The following is a 21,594-nucleotide window of genomic DNA, read 5'->3' as shown; positions in this document are numbered from 1 at the left end:
TCCCGTTTTAAGAATTTTCAGAATCTATATGCTGGATTTGTGAAATCGGTGAGTCAATCTTTTGAGGACAAAAGAATTCTGGCTCTTACCAATTTTGTGGAAGGGAGTATAATCGATCTCCTAATCGTCGTTCGGACCGGGAAGGGCCGACGGCAGAGTTGCGCGGGAAAGGCCTCTGCGCCTCCCGCAGTGAAATCAGGAATAAGGCTAAGGAAGCACGCGCGACCAAAGCCGCAAGTTAAACATGGAAAGGGAGAGATCATGCAGTCAGGAGAAAGAACTACCGGCATGGTGAAATGGTTTAATAACGCAAAGGGATACGGTTTCATTGAAAGCGCCGAAGGCGATGTGTTTGTACATTACAGCGCCATCAGAAAAGACGGCTATAAAACGCTGCGCGCAGGCAGTCATGTGGAGTACGAAGTGCAGCATTCATCCAAGGGCCTCTTCGCGCAGGAGGTTAGCAGCTCGGAGTAAGTTAGCGGACTAACTTCTATATTTGCCCGGATAAAGAAAGGGGGAGCCAGATGCTCCCCCTTGTCGTTTCTGGCTTTCACTGATTAACCCGCCTGAGTGCGTTATTTAAGTGAAAGCAAGAATGAGCGCATGGTTATTTGCGGAAGCATCTCCGCATGCCCAGTCCCAATAGTCCTGTCATGAACAACGCCAGCACGGAAGATTCGCTGACAGGCGTCGGCGGCTCAATACGCAGGCTGGTGGTGATATTGAAGTTGGACTGAGTGGTGTGACGCTCGGCGAAAAAGATATCGAGATCGTAAACGGTGTCTTCCGCCAAGCCCAGCCCCAGTAAATCAGAGCCGCTGAAATGGCCATTGGTCGGGCCGTGTACGCCGCCCAGATCCATCACCAGTTTGCCGTCGATAAACACCCACAGGTCGTCATCACCGGTGAAGTCAAACAGGTCCATTTCCTTGAAAGAGGTTTTGCCTTCCAGGTGCATGGCGAAGTGATAGTTGTGGCTGCGTCCTTCATTGCCGGACAACTCACCGTCGATAGGGAAGAATGCGGAATTGCTGTACGAGTACATGCCGCTTCCGTTGTCCGCCAGATTCAAGTCCACGGACTTGGAACCGTGGGAATCAGTCCACCAGTTGTCGAAGCTGGCTGCGCTCTGCACGCCGCCGTAGCCGCCCCTACCAATATAATCAGGTAATCCGTCTGAGCCTAATGTGGAAGCCAGCATGCCTCGTTTAAGGCCGCTGACGACGTCTTCGAAGTCGGCTTCAGAGGCGACGTGATCGTAAATGGTTCCGGTCAGCAGGTAGGCTTGTGCGGCTCCGCTTAGAGAAAGCGCCAGAGTGGCTGCGATAAGGGTTGGATACTTACTCGGCTTCATGCCTTTATCTCCTTTCTGTCATTTATCAACATCAATGTTGCTGACTTCCGTCAACGAAGCGGAATACAGCACAAACTAGGCCGAAAAGCCTAAATAGGTGTAAATCCAACGGTCTGTTACATATAGGAGAAAGGCGAAAGGAGACGAGTTGTAAAATATCTCGACTCTCTTCGCTGCAAGATTAGCTAATTCTGTAAATGCCTGGAGAATAACGCTTTTTAGTCTCGGTTCGGCGCGCCGAGAGGGAAGTTTTTGCGATAGGGGCGGGCTTCCTCCACGGCTCTGGCGAAGGAAGGACGCGCCAGCAGACGCTGCCTGTATGCAATCAAACTGGTGTGTTCGGGCGGAATTACATGCGCCCAATCAGCGTAAAAGAGAGCGGGCGCGGCGGCGCAATCCGCCAGGGTGAAAGTATCCCCGGTCGCCCACTCACGTCCCGTCAGGGTGGTATTCAGCCAGGCATAAGCCTTATCCAGCTTTTGCTTCGCCTCCGCAACGCCTTGTAGATCGTGAGCGCCTTCTTCCCGTATGTGGTCATATACCAGCTTCTGCATCGGCGTCATGACATAGTTATCGAAAAAGCGATCCATCATGCGCACGGGCAGGGCGGCTTTAGGATCTTTGGGTATCAATGGCGCAGGCCCTGGATAATAAAGATCAAGATGCTCAATGATCACACTCGACTCCACAACAGTTATCCCCTGGTCCACCAACACAGGAAACTGCTTCATCGTCCACAGGGCTTCAAGCCGGCGCCACGCCTCCACATCGTCGTGAGCGACCAGACAGAACTCAAACGACGTCTGGTTTTCGTAAAGCGCGGTCAACACTTTCTGGCAGTAGGAAGAAAAAGGATGCGCGTAAAACTGGAGTGACATAATCGATTCCCTGGTAATAAACGTGTAGCTCAAACCGCCGTAAAAAGTCGGCGAAGTATAAATCCTTGTCGTTTGAGCTTAGCTGGAGTCGACAGTGGTTTTGATAACGAGTGCTAAGTTAATCGCTCTGAAAGTCGGCTGACGATATCGCGTTTTTCGTGGATGACGCCAATGATAACCGGTCTTGTGAAGCCCTCGGTTAAGTAAAATATGTAATGAAACCGGTACTTAACTGCACGTAGTTGTGGATAGTTGGCTGAAAACTGACGGGATGCAACTTGATTGTCGCCTATCGCGGCGAAAGTCTCCGCCAAACCAGCACGATACTCCTCTAGAGATTTCTTTCCCCACTTCTGCATCGTATAGCGGGCGACATCCCGTAGGTCATTTTCAGCGTCTTTGGTTAATACATAGGCATTCATTCTGACGAAGATGACTCTTTCAGGACTTCGTCGAAAATTTCATCCACTGATTTGGAGGAATATTCTTGGTTTTTTGCAGCATCAATCCTGGGAGCTAGAAATGACTCAAGCCTCTTTAAAGATTCCTGTTCTTCAAAGTCTGGCAAGGTTCTCTCAAGAACATAGTCCTTAATAGATTGGCCTTTTAACGCAGCGGCGGCCTTCAGGCGTTGATGTTGCTCAGGTGATATTTCGATAGACAGGCGCATGGCGTTTACCAAAGTGGTCTTATATACGTTCAAGGCTATTTTTGAAACAACAAAATGTCAATAATGCACAAAAGTTGCTTCTTTTGGTGTCACTTATCCTTTCACAAACAAATAAGCCCCACTCCCCACAAGTACCGCGCCTGCGGTGTTTTTGGCCGCGCTCGCCATGGGGCTGTTAATAAATCTCGCGGTTATCTTTTGCGCCAGGCGGGCGTAGAGGAGCTTTACGCCGCCGACGGTAATGACCGTGATTACAATGATGGTCGTTATGTCGGGCGCGGTCAGGGATGACATGCCCACGAACACAGGGAACAGGCTTGAGTAAAACAATATGGCTTTGACATCTCCCAGCGTCAGCAACAAACCTGCGCTGAAACTGGTCGTCAGGCGAGATTTTGGAGACGCTGTAAACCTAAAGTCGAGGGCCGCTCGCGAGCGGATCAGGCTGAGTCCAAACCAGATCAAATACGCGCCCGCCAGGTAGCGGATGACCAGAAAAAGCCCTCCCAGGGTGTCCGCCAGGGCCGTCATGCCCAGAATCGCCAGACAGACGAATATCAAATCGCCACAAACCACGCCTGCCGCCACCGCAGCGCCATAAGCAAAGCCGGACACGGATGAACGAGCGACCACCAGCGCCACGCTGGAACTGGGAATCGCCGCCAGGGCGAGCATGATCAGGCTCAGACTGAGTGCGTTGAGCGCGTCCACAAGGTTTAATCTTCTCTGCTTGCAACGGAAAATGATTTAAGGAAAAGAATAGCCGAATCCTCCCTTGACCTGTCTATAACTTCATACCTCAAAGTAGCTTTCGTCGGCTGCGCAGCTGCACGTTTTTCACTGAACTATCGGGAGAGGAATCATGAGCGATACTGTGATGAATAAAGCGCAATGGGTGGAAGTTCTGCGGGCGGCGGGTTTGGATGAGGATGCAATGCGGCGCTGGCATCGGGAGTTCGAAGCCCGTTATCCGCAGGCGCATCAGAGTCTGTTGGAGTGGTTGGGGATTTCCGCGGAGGAAATAAACCGCATCCGGGCCCTGTAGAATACTGACTAGAAACACAAAGCGGTCGTTATGACCGCTTTAATTGAACGGCAAAATGATGAGGCGGATGGATGTACACCATTGGTCAGATGGCGCGTAAATTTGGCGTATCACGCAGTACATTGCTGTATTACGACTCTATCGGGCTGCTGAGTCCCAGCGCCCGGAGCGAGGCTAATTACCGGCTGTATTCCGAGGCGGATTTCAGCAGGATGGAGAAAATCGCGTTTTATCGCGAGGCGGGACTGCCTCTGGAAAACATTGCCGACGTGCTGGCGCAACCTCATGACGGCGTGCAGGCGATTCTTGAACAGCGTCTACAGTCGATTAACCGGGAAATACAGCGCCTGCGCGCCCAGCAACAGGTCATCGCCACTATCCTGAAGACTGAGCGGGGGCGCAAGAAAAGCCGTATTATCGACAAGCAGGGCTGGGTGGCCATGCTGGCGGCGGTGGGGCTGGATGAAGCGGCCATGCGGCAATGGCATGTGGAGTTTGAATCCATGTCGCCGGAAGCGCATCAGGATTTTTTGGAATCCCTGGGCATACTGGCGGAAGAAATCAAAACGATTCGGCATTGGTCGCGCAATGGGGGATAAGTCCGACGTTGTCTGAAACTAAAAGGAATCTGTAAGGAAGTTGCATGTACGAAGTGGTTGAGAAAGTCGCGGAAGTGGATGATTTCATGCGTTTACGTCAAATCACCGGTTTGACTCCAAGGCCTCGGGACGCGGCGGTGAAAGGGTTGCCGCGCAGTCTGTTCGGCGTGTGCGTGATGCTGCAGGAAACCTGCGTCGGCATGGGACGTGTAGTCGGCGACGGCGCGCTGAATTTTGAGATTGTCGACGTCGCGGTGGACCCGGCGCATCAAGGCAAAGGGCTCGGGCGGAAAGTGATGGAAAGCATCATGGCGTACTTGCAACGGGAAGCCCCGGACGGGGCTTATATCACGCTGATGGCGGATGTGCCGGAACTTTACACCCGCTTTGGTTTCAAGCTGACGCGTCCCGGCAGCGAAGGCATGTACATCGTCAAAGGGCGCTAACCCGTCAGCGTCGGATTATCTCAGGCCTCAGTTAGAGGCCTGTTTCATATCCGGTTTTCTCTCAGCCATGTGCTTCAGATAGGCGATGAGGTCGTCGATTTCCTCGTCCTCCCAGATATTGTCCTTCACCCATACCATTTTCATATCGGACCACTTGCGCACGGAGGTGGGGTCTTTGATGAACTGCTTGAGCGCGGTTTCATTGAAGTACTCCGTGGGGTTCATCGGCTGGTTCAGGTCCGGTCCCAGTTTCGCTGCGCCCTGGCCATTGATCTGATGGCAGTGCATGCAGCGCGCTTTGTACACCTGAAAGCCTTTGCGCGCGGGGTCGTTGGCGGCGAGATGGCCGGATGGCAAAAGCGCCGGAAAGATGCGCGCGAAGTCATCCTCCACGTCCAGCGAACTCAGTTGATAGGGCCAGAATTCAGGAGGAATGGCGGACTTCTCCGGGTTGCTCCACACGAGGTAGAAAGGCCCGGCGCTTTGTTTGGACGTGTTAGCGCCCTTGGGCAGTGGCGGCCACTTCTTATCATCGGGTTCAATCGCCAGATAGGCGCGGGCGGCGTCAGGATTGTCATTGAGCAGATACTTCTTCTCCAGCACGCCAGAATAGCCGTCGAGGCAGGTGAAAATAAGCACGGAGGCGTCGGTCAGGTCCATGTCCTGCAACAATACGGAGATGGGAACGGCGTTAATGGGGATGTCTTGGTCGGGATAATTGAGAAGGGGGATATTGAGCACTTGTCTGGCGGGGTGGTTCAGTAACTGACTTTTGCTCCAGTGCGCCTCCTTATCCCCGGCGCGGATGGTGAACCCCGCTTCGCTCCTGGCGTAACTCAGCGAATGCAGCGCGGCCAGCAATACGCCCAGAATTATCGGCAAAAATGATTTGTTCATACTTGATCCTATTATTTTTTAATTATGCTTCCTGAACTTGAGGTTGCGCGGCGGACACAGCAGGACCGACCCGAAGGCGCCGACGCAGAGCTAAAATTACTCGTTAACAGGCTGATAAACAAGATGAAACAGTCTGGGTGGGGGAAGGCTTTGGCAGGCGATAATCTGGATATGTCGGAGTGTGAATTCGCAGTCTGATTGCGAACAGGACGGAGGATAAAGGCCGGCGCTGGGGCCGACCTGATGAGCGTCAGGCGTTAGCCACTTTCAGCAGGATTTCCCGGAACTTGCCATGTTCGCCGTTATTGAAGTTCTTGGCGTTATCCAGCAACCCATTGACCATTTTGTCGCTGGAGTGGAACAGATAACTCTGCTTGCCAATGTATTCCGCTGCGAAGGTTTTCAACGTATCCACGTACTTCACGCCACGGTCAAACTCATACTGAGAAATCACATAGCCGTTATCGCGGAACATATTCAGGAAGTGCATCTTGTCGCCGCAAATGCCGCTGTTCAGCGTGAAGGCGGCGATCAGAGCCGACTTGTCCACATAGCCTTCGAACCAATCCTTGAAGCGGATGGGGTTCTGGTGCACGCCGCGGGTTTTGCCCGAACCGATGTAAACGTTCCAGTGTGAGCGCGCCTCTTTGCAGAAGTGGCGAATATGGGCGATTTCACGCAAACGCAAGATGAACAGGGTGACGGTTTCCAGACAGGTGAACACCAGATTCATCACTGCGCCGGTAATGCCGCCGATGATGAACGTGGAAGCGGAAAACGCGCCTTTGAGCGCATCGTAAAGACCCGCGCCCATGCCTTTGCACATCTGCATGCGCAGGGCGTCGCAAATCACCTGGGGATGGCCTTCCAGCACATTCACGCCACGTCCGCGCCACCAGGTAGTGACCGCTGTGACGGCGTGATCGGTGGTGTTCACCAGCCCTTTGAAGACATCCATACTGCCCGCCACGTAAGGGGCGGCGGAGGAGGCGAACTTCACTACAATCGCCTTGATGACCGTTTTGATGGCGGTCATGGACAGCGACACCTTGTCTTTGAACTTGGACTTCAACGCATCAACCAGTTTGCGGCAATAATCCTCGATCCAGTGCAGCGCTTTCATAAACACATTACGACTGGCGCCGGTTTCCGCCAGATAACCGGACCCTTCCACCGCTTCGATGATCTTTTGCCCCGGCAGCATCACGTAGCCCATGTTCACCCGTTTGCTGGTCAGACTCTGGGCTGCTGCTGTATGGCCGTGGGAAGTAAGGATTTCCGAGTGCATGCGCATGCCGGCGGAAGCAATGTTGATGGCTCCGGCGGCGAAGGCGCTGATCAGTGTGTCGTGCAAGTGAGTGTGGGACCAGAGGTAGACGGCTCCCAACCGGGCGTGATCCAGATCGCGTTGATAAACCTTTTTGAGGTCGTTCAGCTCAGGGCCTTGTCCGGCCATCTTTTTACTGAGCTCTTCAATGGCTCCGTGTCGGTTACGCACGCTATTACGCCATTCGCCGCTGGGACCCTTGCTCTTCTTCCACTCCTCCAGCTTCTGATTCAGATACCATCTTTCGGCGCCGCCGCCGAACATCTCGTAGGATTTGATGTGGCTGTCCAGCTGTTTAAGGAGGCGACTGCGTGGCTTGCCCGTGGCTGCAGTCCGCTTCATCCATTCGTCGTACGAAATTAAATCGCTAGGCATTATTTAGTTCTCCTTATTTAATGCTGAATGCGCGATAACTCGCCCGCCGGGGAGGGGACCCCGATTGCAGGCGCTAATTTTCAAGACGCTCGAATCAACCGTACCTGACGCTCAAGACTGATCAAAAAACTGCTGGACCGACTACACTTTGCGGCTGGGCGCGGTCCGGTATGACGAAGAACTCCCGCTCTGTTCGGCATGAGATTGGATTACCAGAGCGATGCGGACTCCCGCATACCGTCCGGCGGTTCAGTTCCTTGGTTGCGACAAACCACTGTGATCCAACACCGTTGGTTTTCCTAAGTATTTATTAAGGAAAAACATAGAGTTCAGTTATCTGTCGCGGGACTAATCCGTCGTTGTTTCGAAGGTAGCAAACTTGTTTTGGCTGGAGAACTAGGTATTTATACACCTGTTTCTTAAATCCGTTGAATATAGGCGGGTAAGAGGCTTATAAGTAATTGTTGCTTGGTCTTATGGGTTAGACCTTTAAAGGTTGTTTGACTCTTGTCCTACCCGTTAAATATACCTGACTAATTAACTTTTTATTTAATTAGATGTTTCTTATTTAAAAGTTATATTTCTGCTTAACTAACTGTTATTAAATTGGTTTTGTATTTATATCTCTTTTTCGTGATGGCTGAAAATGTTTGGCGTGGTCCGTTCTTTGTCTGACCAGAAGTCTAAATAAAGAACGGACAACTGGAAGTGAAAATAGACTTTCACGAAGGCGAGATCAGGGATGAATTAGTTATATATGTTTAATGTACAAATGTGATGTTTGTCACATTGTGGCGGTGGGTTTCAAGTCTGTTTGGGGAGTGGTGATGAATGTTTCGTTTTATCTAAAGGAAGTCGCATTTTTTAACCGCGAAAAGTAGCGGCGCCACCAGGTGAACGTCTTTTCCGCCTGACCAGGCCGCTACTGTGTTCTATGCCTGAGTGCGGCGCACTTTCCGCGGCGTCGCCGGTTTGACCTTGGGACGATAGATATGCGCCTGCGCCGCGTCGTACAGATAAGACTCGTTGAAGTCGTCGCTGGCCAGCACTCGTCCCACCAGAATCAGCGCGGTACGGGTGATTTTGGCGGCGCGCACTTGCTCCACGATATCCGCTAGCGTGCCCAGGATATGTTGCTGATCGGGCCAGCCCACCCGATAACATACTGCGACGGGACAGTCTGAGCCGTAATGCGGCGTCAGGTCCTCGACAATCTGATGCAGGCGGGTGACGCCCAGATGTATCGCCAGGGTTGCGCCATGTTGCGCCAGAGAGACGAGGTTCTCCTGCTCGGGCATGGGCGTCTTGCCGGCGTAGCGGGTCAGGATGACGGTCTGGGAGACTCCGGATAACGTCAGCTCTTTGCCCAGCATGGCGGCGGCGGCGCTGGTTGACGTGACGCCGGGAATGACTTCAAAGGGAATCGCCAGCGCCTGCAGTCGACGAATTTGTTCGCCGATAGCGCCATAGATGGATGGATCGCCGGAATGAATCCGCGCCACATCCAGTCCGCGCGCATGGGCGTTGACGATCAGTTCCAGAATTTCATCCAGATTCAGGGGCGCGGTGTCGGTGATTTCCTCCGCAGCGTCCGCCTGCGCCAGGATTTCCTCCGGCACCAGCGAACCGGCGTAAAGAATGACCGGGCTGCGTTGGATGATGCGCTGTCCCTTGATGGTCAGCAGATCCGGGTCGCCGGGGCCGGCGCCGATAAAATACACGGTCATGGCGCGACGCTCTCTGGTTGGGTGAGCTTGCGGGCGTAGCCTCGCGGCGTATACACCCATTGCTTGTCGCCATTCTGAAAACAGCGGGTGGCGCTGCTGCCCACCAGCACCAGGGTCAGCATGTCCACTTGCTCCACATCCAGCTCCGCCAGCGTACAGACGCTGACGCGCTCGTCCTGACGGGTCAGGTTGCGGCCCAGTATCACCGGTGTGTCGGCGGGACGTCGCTGTAACAATAGTTCCTTGGCGCGAGCCAACTGCCAGCGGCGTTTGCGGGAGACCGGGTTGTAGAAGGCGATGACGAAATCCGCCGCCGCGACGGCGCGAATGCGGGTCTCGATAGTCTCCCAGGGGGTCAGCAAGTCAGACAGGGACACGGCGCAAAAGTCGTGGCCCAGCGCGGCGCCCATGCTGGCGGCGGCGGCCTGCATGGCGCTGACGCCAGGCATGACCTGAATGTCGACCTGACGCCAGTCATGATCGTCTGCGCCTGTTTCGGCGCCGCTGAGCTGGCGCTCCAGCAGCTCGAACACCAGGGTCGCCATGGCGAAAATGCCGATGTCTCCGCTGGAAATCAACGCCGTAGGCTTGCCGACGGCGGCCAGATTCAGCGCCAGCCGGGCGCGCTCGATTTCCTCGCCCAGGGGCAGGTCGTGCAAGGTTTTGTCCCGGGTGCGCTCACCCAGTAACTCCAGATACAGGCCATAAGCCACCAGATCGCTGCTGGCGGCGATGGCCTGCTCCACCTGGGGCGTGATCATCAGTTCCGAACCCGGGCCGGAGCCCAGTACGTAAAGTCGTTTCATTCTTCTGTCTTCCGCGATAAATAGCTGCGGGCGACGGCGCAGGTTGCGCGTCGGTTTTTTTGTTTGGGCAGCGCCAGTTCCGCTGGCGCTCCGCTCAGTTGGGCGGCGGAGGCGAGGGCGGCGGCTTCCGCCACCCCGTAAACGCCGGTTTCCCTGAATACGATGTCGGACTTCTGCGTCAACTGTCCCTCGAACGCGGACAAGTGCGCCGGACTCCAGGTCTGATAGGTCCAGTTGCGGCGGCGGGCCAGTTCGATCAGACCCACTTCATCCGCTTTGATATCGATGGAGGCGAGGGTGTGAATCTGCGATGAGATCAGCCCCATTTGCGCGAGACATTGATCCGCCAAATCTTCCAGCGCCTCCAGCGGACAATGCCGCTCACACCCCATGCCAAGCGCATACACTGGCTCCAGATAGGGCTGCGCAGTGGTCAGCGCGAGTTGGGCGTTGAGGCGTTCCGCGATCTGGCGTCCCCATTCATTGGCGCCGCCTTCATGGCCGGAAAGCAGTGGAATGACGAAACGTCCGTTTTCATCCAGCACCAGCACCGGCGGGTCCTGATACTTGTCCTGCAATACCGGCGCGAGGGTGCGCACGACAATGCCGGCGGCGCAGATAAAGATCAGCGGCTCGCCCTGCTGAAACAGGCTCTGCGCCGTTTCCTGAAAGGGTTTGGGCTTGTAATGCAGCGCCATTGGCGTTGGCGACAAGACCTGCAATCGCTCCGCCAGGGCGCGTCCCGCCGGGGTCAGGGCGATAATCGCCGTCATTGCGCCCCCTTGCGGCGGCACACCAGAAACATGGAGAAGTAAGGGCCGGGCTCGTCATCCAGTGTGGTCACGTCGCGCACGACGCGCTGCTGGGTCTGGGTGAGGTGCTCCAGATACACCGCGTCCCGGGTGCGGCCGGTGGCGGCGATCAGTTCCAGTACCCGACTGCGTTTGCGTCCGCCCTTGAGGATCGCCAGATTATCGAAGCGGGACAGGGCGTCGAGAAGCTGCGCATCCGGACAACGGGCGCTGATCAACGCCAGGTTCTCGTGCTGCAACGCCAGGGGCAGCAAGGTGGCGGAGGCGGCGGCCTGGGGCGAGCTGATCCCGGGAATGGAAACACAGGGATAATGCGATGCGAGACGCGCCAACAGATAGGCGAAGGAACCGTAAAACAGTGGGTCGCCTTCGCACAGAAACGCTACATCCAGACCCTGATCCAGCAAGCGGGCGATGCTGGCGGCGGCTTCATCATAAGCCTGCTCCGCCTGCCGCCGATCACTGCACATTTCGATGCGAATCGGCAGTTGCGTTTGCGCCTCAGTGCGCAGATGTGGCGATGCGATTTGCTTGGCCAGGGAATGGCCGTCGCTGTTGACGATGTATGCGAGCGCATCCGCCTGCTGCAGACGGCGTACGGCTTTCAGCGTCAGCAGCTCCGGGTCGCCGGGGCCGACGCCGACGCCGAAAAACACGCCGGTGGAAATGGGAGTCGTCATGAAGAAAATGTCCGTTTGCTGAACTTGACTAACGTGACCGGCAATTGCGGCCGCATCAATAATTGTCCCGCCAGGGGCTCCCCCCGGCTGACGGCGATTTGCGTCCACTCGGCGTCGCCGTCCTGCAGGCGCGTTTGAAACTGAAACAGACGGCTTTTGCTATCCTCAGTGACCGCGCTGGCCACCAGGCGTCCGCCAGGGGGAAGCTGTTCCCAGCAGTGACGCAGCAGCGTATCCATCTCGCCATCGCTGCCGCCGATGAACACGACATTGGGGCGAGGCAGGTCCGCCAAAGCGTCCGGCGCCCGTCCCGCCACAACGTGCAGGTTACGCATGACGCCAAAGTGTTCGCGGTTGCACTGCAACTGGCGCAAGCGCTCTTCGTGGCGCTCGATGGCGTAAACCTGTCCCCGCGGGTTCCAGCGCGCCCACTCCACCGCCACGCCGCCGCAACCGGCGCCAACGTCCCAGCCGATATCATCGGCGCAAGGCTGTAGCAAAGACAGGATGCACAGACGCACTTCACGCTTGCTGAGCATGCCTTTGCCGGGCTCGCCGTCAGTATGGAAATCCTGGTCCGCCATACCGGGAAATTCAGGCAGGACGCCGCCAGGACCGGCGGTCTGCAGCAGCGTCACATGCAGGGCGTGGACGTCCGGTGGTGAAGCGAGCAGTTCCGCTACGGAAAACTCGCGAATGCGTTGCTCGGGATAACCCAGTTGCTCGCACACCCACAACGTCGAATCCTGCATACCCCATGACTGCAAGGCCTGGGCGATCGCCTGAGGATGACTGTGCTGGTCCGTCAGCAGCGCATAGCGGCGGCGATTGCGCAGCTGAGCGCGCAGACTGGCGAAAGGACGTCCGTGCAGGCTGATCACCTGCATGTCATGCTCATCCAGCCCGACTTCATGACAGGCGGCCTGAACGCTGGAAATTTGCGGGTAGAAACGCAGCAGCGAGGGCGGCAGATTGCGGTTGAGCCAGTTGCCGACGCCGAAAAACAGCGCGTCGCCGGACGCCAGCAGAGCGATCTCCTGTTCGCTATCGCTGCTTAGCAACTCCAGCAGTTCGCTGAAGGGAGAAGGCAGCGGCGCAGTGCGGCCTTGGGACGAGTAGCTCGCCACGGTTTGCAACTGTCGCTCAGAGCCAATGATCAGATCGGCGCGACGCAAGGCTTCCTGCGCCGCAGCGCCCAACAGGGCGCGTTCGCCGACTCCCAGGCTGATGACATGCACCAAAGAGCGATGCAAGGCGGACTGACTCTTCAGAAATAGATTCCCCGGCTGATGCGCAATAACGCGTTGAAGGCGGAGGCGGTGAGGGCGCTGCCGCCCTGTCGCCCCAGTAAGGCGATCGCTTGCAAACCAAGTTCGTCGCAATGACGCCAGAGCGCGTCCTTCGATTCCGCCGCGCCCACGAATCCTACCGGCATGCCGATGACCAGCGCCGGTTTGGGAGCGCCGTCGCGCACCATTTCCAGTAAACGGAACAAGGCGGTGGGCGCGTTGCCGATCAGCACGACGCTATCCGCCAGCAGAGGACGCCACAATTCCAGCGCCGCCATGCAGCGGGTTTCGCCGCGAGCCTTGGCCAAATCCGGCGTTTCCGGCGCATTCAAAAAGCAGTGAGCGGGCGTCTCAAGCATGCGTTTGGTGAGACCGTGGCGCACCATTTCCACATCGCACAGCACCGGCGCGCCGGCGCGAATAGCGGCGAGCCCCGCCTCCACGGCGCCGGGAGTGAAGCGCAACTGCGCCATGATCTGCGGATCGCCGCAACTGTGGATCAGGCGCATCGCCACCTGAGCCTCGTCCTGAGTCAGTGAGGTCAGGTCGGTCAGCTCACGAATCTGGCGGAAACTTTCCCGTTCAATGGCCAGGGGATCTTTTTCGTAGTCGAAGTGCATAGCCCCTCAGGATTTCTCCTCATCATGGTCATGACTGTGGTGATGTCCGTGGTGGTGATGGCCATGGCCGTGGTGGTGGTCATGATGATGGTGGTGATCGTGATGATGACTGTGTTCGCCATCGGTGCCGATGCCGCGCACGTGATGATGATGGCCTTCCTGCGGCAGACCCACCTTGTGCTCGTTGCCGACGATCTGCACCCGGTACTGACACATCTGGCAGTTCATATTCGGGCTGCCTTTTTCGATCTCTTCCAGGCGATCGGCGAACGTATCCAGGATCAACGGATGATCATTGAGGTAAGGCGCTTTCACTACTTTCACGTCGGGATATTCGGACTGATAGCTGTCGGCCCAGTCGTAGATCTTTTTCACCAGACGTCCGGTAAACAGGAAGTAGGGGAACACGATGACCTGCTTGAAGCCCAGCCTGTGGGCGCGCTTCAGCGCATCGGGAACCAGCGGTGTGGTGACGCCGCTGTAGCAGGTGATGGCCCAGCCGAAGCCCATGCCTTCTTCAAGCATGCGCGTGATCTTGCTGATATTGGAGTTGGCGTCCGGGTCGGAAGCGCCGCGCCCTACCACCACCAGCAGGGTGTCCTGGCGGGAGTAGCCTTCGCCGAATTCCGGCTCCGCCTCCTCGATGCGGTCGCGGGCGGCGCGCAGCATGTTGGGATTCACGCCCAGCTCAGCGCCGTAGTTGATGCTGACGCCCTCGAACTCTCTTTGCAGCGTGTTGAGTTCGCTGGGAATGTCGTTCTTGGCGTGGCCCGCCGCCATCAGCATGCCGGGAATGGCGCTGATGCGGGTGGCGCCCTGTTTCACCAGTTCATCCACGCCGTCGGCGATGACCGGGCGGGCGAACTCCAGAAAGCCGGTGGCGCAAAGGCGGTCCGGAAAGCGTTCGCGAAAATGTTTGGTCAGCTGATGAAACTGCTCCACGGCTTCGTTATCGCGAGAACCGTGCCCGACAAATAAGATGGCGGGTTTATCGCTGTTGGACATGATCGTTTTCCTCTCGTGTGCTGTCTCGGGCGCAGGAAGGCCCTCTATCAGAGTGTTTGTTATAGGTTTGATCCAGTGGGCGAAACGGGAGCGTCATGGCGGCGCAGTGCTCGATAAAGCGCTCCAGATCGTCAAATTCCCGTGTCGCCGCAGGTGTCGGCGGACGCCGCAGCATGAACACCGGCAAGCCCCGCTCTGCGGCGACCTGTAATTTGGCCTCAGTGGCTGCGCCGCCGCTGTTTTTGCAGACCAGGGCGTCCACGTTGAAGGCGTCGAACAGATCTCTCTCTTCTTGCAGCGCGAACGGCCCGCGCGCCTGGATGAAGTCCAGGTCGTCCCGGGAGGCGAGCATGGCGGGCGCCGGCAACGCGGAGCGAATGAGCCAGCGCTGCTCCGCCGGCAGCCCCAGAGACTCCGCCTGCGCCAGCAATGGAAAGGCGCTGCGCCCCAGGGTGAAAAACGGCCGTCGGTAATCTTCAAGGCGGCGCAACAGATCGTCGCCGCCGTCCGTTTCGATCCAGCGATCCTGTGGTCCCGGCCGCCAGGGCGGACGTCGATAGCGCCAGCAGGGAATCTCGCAGCGCCGCGCCGCTCGGACGGCGCTGGAAGATATCGTTGCTGCGTAAGGGTGAGTCAGGTCCGCCACCGCCGTAATCTGATGGTCGCGGAGATAGTTCGCCAGACCGCTGACGCTGTCTGCGCCGAAGCGCGCAAAGCCGCCGCTGATAATCGGGTAGGGGGCGTCGTGGCGCTCCAGGAGTCCCGCGAGGCTGTAAACCAGCGGAACGCCCTGAGCGTGCAGTCGGTCTGCGCAGAGTTTGGCGTCACGTACGCCGCCAAGTATCAGCAAAGTCATAAGTCTTCTCCCGCGTAGGCGCCCACCGGCAGGCCCTGACGATCAATCGCCACCACTTCCAACTGCATGCTGTTATGCATGGTGTAGGCGGCTTTTTCCCAGGCGCGACGGCAGATCAGATCGCCCAGGGGCAGGTCGCCGGCCAGACGCAACGCTTCGATACTGGTGTTGGCGGCGCGCATGGCGGCCAGGGTGTCCGGCGCGGCGCCCATGGATTCGGCGGCGTCGGCGAGGAAGCCCAGATCTATTTCCGAGGCCTTGCTGTGCAGATCCAGGTGTCCGCAGGCGAGTTTGCTGATCTTGCCGAAACCGCCCACCAGCGTGAGTCGGCGCAAAGGCGTGCGGCGCAGGTATTTCAACAGCGCCCCGGCGAAATCGCCCATTTCGATCAACGCCATGTCCGGCAGGCCGTAGTGACGGCGCGCGTAGTCTTCGCTGGCGTTGCCGGTGCAGGCGGCGATGTGGTCGTAACCGTTGGCGTGGGCCACGTCCACGCCCTGATGGATGGAGGCAATATAGGCGGAGCAGGAAAACGGCCGCACGATGCCGGTGGTGCCCAGGATGGAAAGCCCGCCCACAATGCCCAGGCGCGGGTTCATGGTTTTCTGCGCGAGGGCGGCGCCATTCTCCACGCCGACCGCCACGTCGAAAGCGCCGTTGTAGGCGCACTCGTCCGCCAGTTCCAGCAGATGTTCGCGAATCATGCGGCGCGGCGTTGGGTTGATAGCGGGTTCGCCTACCGCCAGGGACAAACCATCGCGAGTCACCGTGCCGACGCCGTCGGCGGCGGAGAAGCGCACTTCTCCTGCGCCGGTTCCCAGGCTGGCGATGACGAACACCCGGGCGCCATGGGTGACGTCAGGGTCGTCGCCGGCGTCCTTAACGGTAACGGCGTAAGCGCTGTGCAGGTCGAGGCGGCGGCACTCGGCGATGGGCAGACGCACTTTCTTGCCTTTCGGCAAAGTGACTTCGCATTCGTCACAGGATTTTCCGGTCAGCAGCAGGCGGGCGGCGGCGAGGGCGCAGGCGGTGGCGCAGGTCCCGGTAGTCAGGCCTGTGCGCAGCGGCTGCTGGCGTTCGGGGCTCTCCCGCCACATGCCTCAGGCTTCCGTCGCGCCCGGCCGGAACAGGTTGGCCACGGCGCCGGGATTGGAAGGGAAGAACAGATGCAAATAGGTGGCGGTCAGGCCTTTGCTGCGCACAATGACTTCACCGGGAGCGGGATGACGCTGACGGCGGCCATAGGCGATGGGCGGTAGGGTTCCGTGGCTGCGGGAGTGATGGTGGGCGTGAGCGCGCACGTCGCCTTCTGGCAACGGCGCCGTCTGCATGCCCTGGCAGCCGCGCTTGGCGCGCATCTCCCCTGCGCCGGGAATCAGTCCGGCCATGGCGAAAATACGATCCTGCTGATCGGTGAGCGTTTCCTGCGCATACAGCATGCCGCCGCATTCAGCGAGCATCGGACGACCGTCCATATAAAAACGTTTCAGCGCCGCTTTCATGGCCTGATTGGCGGACAGACGCTCGGCGTGCAGCTCCGGATAGCCGCCGGGCAGCCACAGCGCATCCGCAGGCGGTGGTTCGCTGTCCTCAAGAGGAGAAAAGAACAACACCTCAGCGCCCATCTTCTGCAATAGACGCAGGTTGGCGGCGTAAATAAAGCTGAACGCCGCATCCCGGGCGACGGCGATGCGCACCCCGGTGAGCAGCGGTCTGACGGCGGGCAGTAGCGCGGGTTTGAACGTCGCGGCGGCGGGCAAATTGGCCAGTGGCGTATGGGCGATGGCGGCGGCGGCCTGATCCAGGCGCTGCTCCAGTCCCTGTTGCTCATAAGGCTGCACCAGACCCAGATGCCGCTCCGGCAGGGCGATGGCGTCATCGCGAAATATTCCGGCCAGCAAAGGAACCTGCGAGGGCAGGCTCTCGGCGATCAGCGACAGGTGACGCTCGCTGCCGAGGGCGTTGGCGATAATGCCCACACACTGGAAATCGCGTCGGTAATTGGCGAGTCCATAGGCCACTGCGGCGGTGGTCTGCGCCATGCCTTTGGCGTTGATCACGACGGCGACGGGAAGGTTGAAGCGGGCCGCAAGGTCGGCGCTGCTGGGCTCGCCGTCCAGCAAACCCATGGCGCCTTCGATCAGGATCAGGTCGGCTTCGCGGGCGGCGCGATAGAGCTGGTCGCGGCAATATTCTTCACCCGCCATCCACAGATCCAGCGGCTCCACCGGCGCGCCGGAAGCGATCTGCAAAATCTGCGGATCAAGGTAATCCGGACCGGTCTTGAAGGCGCGCACCTTGCGTCCCTGATTGCGATGATAGCGCGCCAGGGCGGCGGTGACGGTGGTTTTGCCCTGGCCGGAAGCCATGGCGGAAATAAACAGAGCGGGACAACGGGCCTGCATCAGTGCGCTTTCTCCATCAATCTTCACTCATCATCAAAATTCGATACCCGCTTGCGCTTTCACGCCCAAACGGAACGCATGCTTTTCATCCTGCACCTGACTGATGGTGTCGGCGATGTCCTGCAACTCCGTCGCCATCGTGCGCCCGGTAATCATCACATTCTGGTGCTGGGGGCGGCTTTGCAGCGCCTTGACCATGGGCTCCACCGGCAGGTAGCCGTACTTGACCATGTAGCTCAATTCGTCGAACAGCAGAAAATCATAGCTGCCGTCCGTCAGCAGTTGCTCCGCCAAGGCCCAGGCCTGACGGGCGGCGTCGATGTCCTGCTCGCGATCCTGGGTTTCCCAGGTGAAGCCATGTCCCATGACGTGGAAGTCCACCCGGGGATGGTCTTTGAAAAACAGGTACTCGCCGGTGGCGTTGCGGCCCTTGATGAATTGAATCACCGCACAGCGATGGCCGTGGCCGAGGGAGCGCGCCATGGTGCCGAAGGCGGAGCTACTTTTGCCTTTACCATTGCCCTTGAGCAGGATCAGCACGCCGCGCTCTTCCTGGGCTTGCGCGATGCGCTCGTCAATAATGCGCTTCTTGTTGGCCATGCGACGGCGGTGTTTTTCGTTTTCGTCAAGCATCAGTCGTATCTCCGAGGCGTTAGTGTTCCAGGGCGGCGCGCACAGCGGCCAGCGGGGCGTAAGCGGCTCCGAGGCGTTGCGCCAGTTGTCGGCAGCGATTGAGTCTGACGGCGGTCTGCTCGGTATCCACCACCCACAGAGGCGAATCCCAGGTCAGATCGTCCAGCGGATCGCGGCTGCGCCCGTCAGTCAGCAGCAACGTACGGCAGGTCAGATGCGGGTTGGCGCGGGTCTGGCGCGCCAGCAGTTGGCGCGCATGCAGCAGCGCCTGTCGCAGCGGCGTACCGCCGCCAGCGGGAAGATCGTTAAGCAGGGCGGCGATATCTTTGGGCGCGCGTCGGCAGGGGATCACCCACTCCGCGCGCTGCGCGCCAAACGCCAGCACGGCCAGTTTTTCCCGCGCCAGATAGGCTTGTCGGGCCAGTCCCAGAATCACCCCTTTCGCCTGCGCCAGCGCGCGTTGGCTCAGGGTGGAGGCGGATGTGTCCAGCAGGACGCAGTTCAGGGTGTCGCGGCTCTGGTGACGGGGTTGATAGCGTATTTCGCGTAACCCATCGTCCCGATTATCGGGATGGACGAACGTTGCGAACCAGTCCGGCCGTGAGGACAGCGCCTGCCGGCTGCGTTGCGCGCGACCGAGGGCCGAGCCCTGGCGTTGCTCCGCACCGCTGCGCTGTATGTCGCGACGGGAGGACGGGGAACGTCGCGTTGGAATCTCGGGCAGTTGCGGCGTTACCGGCTTGTCCGCCGCCATCAATTGCGGCGGCATGGCGCCCCAGTCGCCGGAGGTTCCAGAGGACGAGGAGGGTGACGATCCCCCTGAGCCGCTGGCGTCTCCGCCGCCTCCTTGTGAGGGGGGCGATCCGGTCGAAGACGGCGGCGTATCCTGATGATTGGCGCGATGGCTAAGCGCGAATGCTCGCGTCGCTTCTACGTCTTTGGCGCTGACCTCGTTGCGGCCGCTCCAGGCGGCGTGGGCGATGGCGGCGCGGCGCCAGCAAATGTCCGCGCGCACGCCTTCTACGCCAGCGGCGAGGCACTGGCTGGCGATGTCCCGTTGTATGTCCGTCGGGCAGAGAACCTGTGGTAAACGTTGGCGGGCGGCGGCGATGCGGGTTTGCAGTTCCTGCTGGGCTTCGCGCCACTGCGCCTGAAACGCGTCGTGGTCCTGTTCGAAATCCAGACGTCGCTCCACGATAGCCATACGCTGTTCAACGTCATAGGTTTCATCCAGAGTGACGGCGAGACCGAAACGGTCCTGTAACTGCGGGCGCAGTTCGCCTTCATCCGGGTTCATGGTGCCGATCAGAATAAACTGCGCCGGATGGCTGTGACTGAGGCCGTCCCGCTCGACAAAGTTCACGCCTGAGGCCGCCGTATCAAGCAGGGCGTCCACCAAGGGGTCGGGCAGCAGATTGACTTCATCAATATAAAGCACGCCGCCGTGAGCTTTGGCCAACAGGCCGGGATTAAACTGTACGCGTCGTTCGCCCATAGCCTGTTGCAGGTCGATGCTGCCGATCAGACGCTCTTCAGACGCGCCCAGAGGCAGCGTGACGAACTTGTCCGCCGCCTCTGGCAATAAATCCGCCAGTCCCCGCGCCAGCGTTGATTTGGCGGAGCCGCGGGGGCCGCTGATCAATACGCCGCCCAGATGGGGATTGATGGCGGCGAGCAGCAACGCGGTTTTTAGCGGTTGCTGGCCGACAACCGCGGCGAAAGGATAGGCGGCGAGGGCTGGCTGGGCGGCGACGTCCATTGACTCAGCGCGCCTGCAGGGCGGCGTCCTGGCTGCTCCAACGGCGCAGGAACCAGGCGCAGGCCAGCCCGACGATCACCCAGAACAGTGCGTTGGTCAGGGTAGCGGCGGTAATGAATTGATGATGCAGCGACTCTAGCGCTTGCAGAGCCTGTGGGTTGGAGGCGGCGAACTCCGGCGCATTGGTGTGCGGCGCGCCGACCAGATGGGGAATAATCATCAGGGGCAGTCCGCCCAGCTTTTTCCATCCCGGCGCGAACGCCAGCAAGGCGAAACCAATCGCGGTAACCAGGGCGGTGGCGATCCACCACAATTGGCGATTTTCCAGTGCGGCGGCCTGCATGCCGGGAATCTCCGGCGGCAGCCCCAGAGCGGGAGCGACAAAGAACACGCCATAGCCCGCCAGCCCCCACAATAATCCCGCGCCCCAGCCTGCGCCGCCTTTGCCGCTGAGTCTGGCGGCGTACATACAAGCCAGCATCAGCGCACTGAAGCCAATGCCGGCGAGCACGTTGGCGAGCAGGGTGTACAGTGTACGCTCCACGCCGTCTTCCGGGGCCCAGGCGTCATCGCCGTGGTGATGGCCGCCAGCTTCAGCGCCGCCGTGCTCGTGTTCATGGGAGTGATGGGCGTCCGCCGCCGCATGCGGGTGATCTTCCACTACGACCGGCTCAGGCTCCTCGCCGCCTTCGTAGGTTTCCGCCTCCAGAATAATGCTGGTGACCTGGGAGTGTTGTACGGCGCTCAGCAGCCCGCCAGCCAACAGGCCAACCAGCAGCGACGCCAGGATAATACGCTGAAACAACATGTCTCTTCCTCATGCAATGCGGTGTGACGTCGCTATGCGCGCAAGCGCCGCACATGAGGTGCGGCGTCAAGTCGGACAGGCGAACGTCTGGCCCTGGCAGGGCCTCAGAATTCAGTAACTGTTAGTGACAGGGGAAAGCAAACGCGTGCCGGGTGTCGTGAGCGGCATTGTGAGCCGCATCCATGGACAGAAAGCCCACTGCGAACAGAATCAGTCCGCCGAAGCACATGGCGCCGATAAGTTGTAGCGCTGCGTTATTGGAAGCCAGCAATGGAAGAGAGAGATTTTTAGTTTGCATGATCTGCGCACCTACCCGTACGAACTGCAGTGGATAAAGCAAGGCCGGTCTCCGGGCTTACGAAAGGTCGAAGCATTTTCGACACAACATTTGCGCCTTCCCATGTCAAAACTGACGACACAGTGGCGTTAGCAAATTACTTTCGATTACCGTTGCGGGGGCAGCACTGGATTAGCGTATCGCGCACCAGATTTCCCGATTATCTCGCGGTCGAGCACCTTGGTCAGCGGGATATGCTATTGGCTGAACGCAGGGGAAGTCAACAAGTTAGCGGGTTGCAATGCGCGCGGACCATGGTGAGA

25 protein-coding genes and 1 riboswitch are annotated in these 21,594 nt (G+C 58.7%); of the genes, 4 read left to right on the top strand and 21 right to left on the bottom strand.

Features of this window, described 5'->3' with window-relative positions; all coding sequences use genetic code 11:
* The first annotated feature begins 261 nt into the window (after positions 1–261).
* Positions 262–477: a cold shock domain-containing protein gene (locus ACQYWX_RS28440; RefSeq protein WP_127973940.1), complete on the top strand. Its 216-nt coding sequence runs from the start codon at positions 262–264 to the stop codon at positions 475–477.
* Positions 478–610: 133 nt separating this feature from the next.
* On the opposite strand, the gene ACQYWX_RS28435 is transcribed toward ACQYWX_RS28440, so the two are convergent.
* The 5 genes from ACQYWX_RS28435 to ACQYWX_RS28415 all read right to left on the bottom strand — a co-directional run bounded on the left by ACQYWX_RS28435 (position 611) and on the right by ACQYWX_RS28415 (position 3,616).
* Entirely contained in the window at positions 611–1,357 is a 747-nt protein-coding gene (locus ACQYWX_RS28435; protein WP_431687137.1) for a fibro-slime domain-containing protein, read from the bottom strand.
* A gap of 218 nt (positions 1,358–1,575) precedes the next feature.
* On the bottom strand, positions 1,576–2,235 hold the full coding sequence (locus tag ACQYWX_RS28430) for a glutathione S-transferase family protein (RefSeq protein ID WP_431687136.1): 660 nt from the start codon (positions 2,233–2,235) through the stop codon (positions 1,576–1,578).
* A gap of 113 nt (positions 2,236–2,348) precedes the next feature.
* Positions 2,349–2,657 carry a type II toxin-antitoxin system RelE/ParE family toxin gene (locus ACQYWX_RS28425; protein ID WP_431687135.1) on the bottom strand — a complete coding sequence of 103 codons (309 nt, stop codon included), beginning with the start codon at positions 2,655–2,657 and terminating at the stop codon, positions 2,349–2,351.
* Positions 2,654–2,905: a DUF1778 domain-containing protein gene (locus tag ACQYWX_RS28420; RefSeq protein WP_431687134.1), complete on the bottom strand. Its 252-nt coding sequence runs from the start codon at positions 2,903–2,905 to the stop codon at positions 2,654–2,656. Before ACQYWX_RS28420 ends, ACQYWX_RS28425 begins: the two co-directional genes overlap by 4 nt.
* A gap of 93 nt (positions 2,906–2,998) precedes the next feature.
* Positions 2,999–3,616, bottom strand: coding sequence for a LysE family translocator (locus ACQYWX_RS28415; RefSeq protein ID WP_431687133.1), 618 nt, complete (start codon positions 3,614–3,616; stop codon positions 2,999–3,001).
* A gap of 151 nt (positions 3,617–3,767) precedes the next feature.
* On the opposite strand from ACQYWX_RS28415, the gene ACQYWX_RS28410 reads away from it, so the two are divergent.
* From ACQYWX_RS28410 to ACQYWX_RS28400, 3 genes are all read left to right on the top strand, one after another.
* Positions 3,768–3,950: a hypothetical protein gene (locus tag ACQYWX_RS28410; protein WP_216739345.1), complete on the top strand. Its 183-nt coding sequence runs from the start codon at positions 3,768–3,770 to the stop codon at positions 3,948–3,950.
* Positions 3,951–4,021: 71 nt separating this feature from the next.
* Positions 4,022–4,549 carry a MerR family transcriptional regulator gene (locus ACQYWX_RS28405; protein ID WP_431687132.1) on the top strand — a complete coding sequence of 176 codons (528 nt, stop codon included), beginning with the start codon at positions 4,022–4,024 and terminating at the stop codon, positions 4,547–4,549.
* A 44-nt stretch (positions 4,550–4,593) separates the two neighbouring features.
* Entirely contained in the window at positions 4,594–4,995 is a 402-nt protein-coding gene (locus ACQYWX_RS28400; RefSeq protein WP_431687131.1) for a GNAT family N-acetyltransferase, read from the top strand.
* Between the two features lie 27 nt (positions 4,996–5,022).
* Here the strand turns inward: ACQYWX_RS28400 and ACQYWX_RS28395 are convergent, their stop codons facing one another.
* The 16 genes from ACQYWX_RS28395 to ACQYWX_RS28320 all read right to left on the bottom strand — a co-directional run bounded on the left by ACQYWX_RS28395 (position 5,023) and on the right by ACQYWX_RS28320 (position 21,292).
* Positions 5,023–5,892, bottom strand: a complete 870-nt coding sequence (locus ACQYWX_RS28395; protein ID WP_431687130.1) for a c-type cytochrome — start codon at positions 5,890–5,892, stop codon at positions 5,023–5,025.
* A gap of 250 nt (positions 5,893–6,142) precedes the next feature.
* Positions 6,143–7,594 (bottom strand): hypothetical protein, encoded by a 1,452-nt coding sequence (locus ACQYWX_RS28390; protein ID WP_431687129.1) that lies wholly within the window; start codon positions 7,592–7,594, stop codon positions 6,143–6,145.
* Between the two features lie 932 nt (positions 7,595–8,526).
* On the bottom strand, positions 8,527–9,321 hold the full coding sequence (cobM, locus tag ACQYWX_RS28385; protein WP_431687128.1) for a precorrin-4 C(11)-methyltransferase: 795 nt from the start codon (positions 9,319–9,321) through the stop codon (positions 8,527–8,529).
* Positions 9,318–10,127: a precorrin-3B C(17)-methyltransferase gene (gene cobJ, locus ACQYWX_RS28380; RefSeq protein WP_431687127.1), complete on the bottom strand. Its 810-nt coding sequence runs from the start codon at positions 10,125–10,127 to the stop codon at positions 9,318–9,320. Before cobJ ends, cobM begins: the two co-directional genes overlap by 4 nt.
* A complete protein-coding gene (locus tag ACQYWX_RS28375) occupies positions 10,124–10,900 on the bottom strand; it encodes a cobalamin biosynthesis protein (RefSeq protein WP_431687126.1) in 777 nt (258 codons plus the stop codon). The genes cobJ and ACQYWX_RS28375 overlap by 4 nt, the downstream gene beginning before the upstream one ends.
* Positions 10,897–11,619: a precorrin-2 C(20)-methyltransferase gene (gene cobI, locus ACQYWX_RS28370; protein WP_431687125.1), complete on the bottom strand. Its 723-nt coding sequence runs from the start codon at positions 11,617–11,619 to the stop codon at positions 10,897–10,899. Before cobI ends, ACQYWX_RS28375 begins: the two co-directional genes overlap by 4 nt.
* Positions 11,616–12,872, bottom strand: a complete 1,257-nt coding sequence (cbiE, locus tag ACQYWX_RS28365; RefSeq protein ID WP_431687124.1) for a precorrin-6y C5,15-methyltransferase (decarboxylating) subunit CbiE — start codon at positions 12,870–12,872, stop codon at positions 11,616–11,618. The genes cobI and cbiE overlap by 4 nt, the downstream gene beginning before the upstream one ends.
* Before the next feature lie 14 nt (positions 12,873–12,886).
* The gene (locus ACQYWX_RS28360) at positions 12,887–13,528 is read right to left on the bottom strand and encodes a precorrin-8X methylmutase (RefSeq protein ID WP_431687123.1); all 642 of its coding nucleotides are present in this window, start codon (positions 13,526–13,528) and stop codon (positions 12,887–12,889) included.
* A gap of 6 nt (positions 13,529–13,534) precedes the next feature.
* Positions 13,535–14,533 (bottom strand): sirohydrochlorin chelatase, encoded by a 999-nt coding sequence (locus ACQYWX_RS28355; RefSeq protein ID WP_431687122.1) that lies wholly within the window; start codon positions 14,531–14,533, stop codon positions 13,535–13,537.
* Positions 14,517–15,389 carry a precorrin-6A/cobalt-precorrin-6A reductase gene (locus tag ACQYWX_RS28350; protein ID WP_431687121.1) on the bottom strand — a complete coding sequence of 291 codons (873 nt, stop codon included), beginning with the start codon at positions 15,387–15,389 and terminating at the stop codon, positions 14,517–14,519. Before ACQYWX_RS28350 ends, ACQYWX_RS28355 begins: the two co-directional genes overlap by 17 nt.
* Positions 15,386–16,486, bottom strand: a complete 1,101-nt coding sequence (locus ACQYWX_RS28345) for a cobalt-precorrin-5B (C(1))-methyltransferase (protein ID WP_431687120.1) — start codon at positions 16,484–16,486, stop codon at positions 15,386–15,388. Before ACQYWX_RS28345 ends, ACQYWX_RS28350 begins: the two co-directional genes overlap by 4 nt.
* 3 nt (positions 16,487–16,489) lie before the next feature.
* A complete protein-coding gene (locus ACQYWX_RS28340; protein WP_431689540.1) occupies positions 16,490–17,794 on the bottom strand; it encodes a cobyrinate a,c-diamide synthase in 1,305 nt (434 codons plus the stop codon).
* Between the two features lie 33 nt (positions 17,795–17,827).
* The gene (gene cobO / locus ACQYWX_RS28335; RefSeq protein WP_279501462.1) at positions 17,828–18,427 is read right to left on the bottom strand and encodes a cob(I)yrinic acid a,c-diamide adenosyltransferase; all 600 of its coding nucleotides are present in this window, start codon (positions 18,425–18,427) and stop codon (positions 17,828–17,830) included.
* Between the two features lie 19 nt (positions 18,428–18,446).
* A complete protein-coding gene (locus ACQYWX_RS28330) occupies positions 18,447–20,186 on the bottom strand; it encodes an ATP-binding protein (RefSeq protein WP_431687119.1) in 1,740 nt (579 codons plus the stop codon).
* A 4-nt stretch (positions 20,187–20,190) separates the two neighbouring features.
* Positions 20,191–20,994 (bottom strand): CbtA family protein, encoded by an 804-nt coding sequence (locus tag ACQYWX_RS28325; RefSeq protein WP_431687118.1) that lies wholly within the window; start codon positions 20,992–20,994, stop codon positions 20,191–20,193.
* Between the two features lie 121 nt (positions 20,995–21,115).
* Positions 21,116–21,292 (bottom strand): CbtB domain-containing protein, encoded by a 177-nt coding sequence (locus tag ACQYWX_RS28320; RefSeq protein WP_083769893.1) that lies wholly within the window; start codon positions 21,290–21,292, stop codon positions 21,116–21,118.
* 25 nt (positions 21,293–21,317) lie between these two features.
* Positions 21,318–21,529, bottom strand: a riboswitch (cobalamin riboswitch).
* Between the last annotated feature and the right edge of the window lie 65 nt (positions 21,530–21,594).

Source organism: Hahella sp. NBU794 (assembly GCF_050749805.1).
Classification (GTDB): domain Bacteria; phylum Pseudomonadota; class Gammaproteobacteria; order Pseudomonadales; family Oleiphilaceae; genus Hahella.
This window is presented reverse-complemented; position numbering and strand designations above follow the sequence as displayed.

What these genes read in the sequence shown, in the direction of transcription:
- ACQYWX_RS28410 (WP_216739345.1), top strand. Translation starts at nt 3,768, where the DNA reads ATGAGCGATACTGTGATGAATAAAGCGCAATGGGTGGAAGTTCTGCGG.
- cobM (WP_431687128.1), bottom strand. Translation starts at nt 9,321, where the DNA reads ATGACCGTGTATTTTATCGGCGCCGGCCCCGGCGACCCGGATCTGCTG.
- ACQYWX_RS28375 (WP_431687126.1), bottom strand. Translation starts at nt 10,900, where the DNA reads ATGACGGCGATTATCGCCCTGACCCCGGCGGGACGCGCCCTGGCGGAG.
- ACQYWX_RS28400 (WP_431687131.1), top strand. Translation starts at nt 4,594, where the DNA reads ATGTACGAAGTGGTTGAGAAAGTCGCGGAAGTGGATGATTTCATGCGT.
- ACQYWX_RS28430 (WP_431687136.1), bottom strand. Translation starts at nt 2,235, where the DNA reads ATGTCACTCCAGTTTTACGCGCATCCTTTTTCTTCCTACTGCCAGAAA.
- ACQYWX_RS28360 (WP_431687123.1), bottom strand. Translation starts at nt 13,528, where the DNA reads ATGCACTTCGACTACGAAAAAGATCCCCTGGCCATTGAACGGGAAAGT.
- ACQYWX_RS28420 (WP_431687134.1), bottom strand. Translation starts at nt 2,905, where the DNA reads ATGCGCCTGTCTATCGAAATATCACCTGAGCAACATCAACGCCTGAAG.
- ACQYWX_RS28330 (WP_431687119.1), bottom strand. Translation starts at nt 20,186, where the DNA reads ATGGACGTCGCCGCCCAGCCAGCCCTCGCCGCCTATCCTTTCGCCGCG.
- ACQYWX_RS28325 (WP_431687118.1), bottom strand. Translation starts at nt 20,994, where the DNA reads ATGTTGTTTCAGCGTATTATCCTGGCGTCGCTGCTGGTTGGCCTGTTG.
- ACQYWX_RS28440 (WP_127973940.1), top strand. Translation starts at nt 262, where the DNA reads ATGCAGTCAGGAGAAAGAACTACCGGCATGGTGAAATGGTTTAATAAC.
- cobJ (WP_431687127.1), bottom strand. Translation starts at nt 10,127, where the DNA reads ATGAAACGACTTTACGTACTGGGCTCCGGCCCGGGTTCGGAACTGATG.
- ACQYWX_RS28345 (WP_431687120.1), bottom strand. Translation starts at nt 16,486, where the DNA reads ATGTGGCGGGAGAGCCCCGAACGCCAGCAGCCGCTGCGCACAGGCCTG.
- ACQYWX_RS28425 (WP_431687135.1), bottom strand. Translation starts at nt 2,657, where the DNA reads ATGAATGCCTATGTATTAACCAAAGACGCTGAAAATGACCTACGGGAT.
- ACQYWX_RS28320 (WP_083769893.1), bottom strand. Translation starts at nt 21,292, where the DNA reads ATGCAAACTAAAAATCTCTCTCTTCCATTGCTGGCTTCCAATAACGCA.
- ACQYWX_RS28340 (WP_431689540.1), bottom strand. Translation starts at nt 17,794, where the DNA reads ATGCAGGCCCGTTGTCCCGCTCTGTTTATTTCCGCCATGGCTTCCGGC.
- cobI (WP_431687125.1), bottom strand. Translation starts at nt 11,619, where the DNA reads ATGACGACTCCCATTTCCACCGGCGTGTTTTTCGGCGTCGGCGTCGGC.
- ACQYWX_RS28350 (WP_431687121.1), bottom strand. Translation starts at nt 15,389, where the DNA reads ATGACTTTGCTGATACTTGGCGGCGTACGTGACGCCAAACTCTGCGCA.
- ACQYWX_RS28395 (WP_431687130.1), bottom strand. Translation starts at nt 5,892, where the DNA reads ATGAACAAATCATTTTTGCCGATAATTCTGGGCGTATTGCTGGCCGCG.
- ACQYWX_RS28355 (WP_431687122.1), bottom strand. Translation starts at nt 14,533, where the DNA reads ATGTCCAACAGCGATAAACCCGCCATCTTATTTGTCGGGCACGGTTCT.
- cobO (WP_279501462.1), bottom strand. Translation starts at nt 18,427, where the DNA reads ATGCTTGACGAAAACGAAAAACACCGCCGTCGCATGGCCAACAAGAAG.
- ACQYWX_RS28405 (WP_431687132.1), top strand. Translation starts at nt 4,022, where the DNA reads ATGTACACCATTGGTCAGATGGCGCGTAAATTTGGCGTATCACGCAGT.
- ACQYWX_RS28390 (WP_431687129.1), bottom strand. Translation starts at nt 7,594, where the DNA reads ATGCCTAGCGATTTAATTTCGTACGACGAATGGATGAAGCGGACTGCA.
- ACQYWX_RS28435 (WP_431687137.1), bottom strand. Translation starts at nt 1,357, where the DNA reads ATGAAGCCGAGTAAGTATCCAACCCTTATCGCAGCCACTCTGGCGCTT.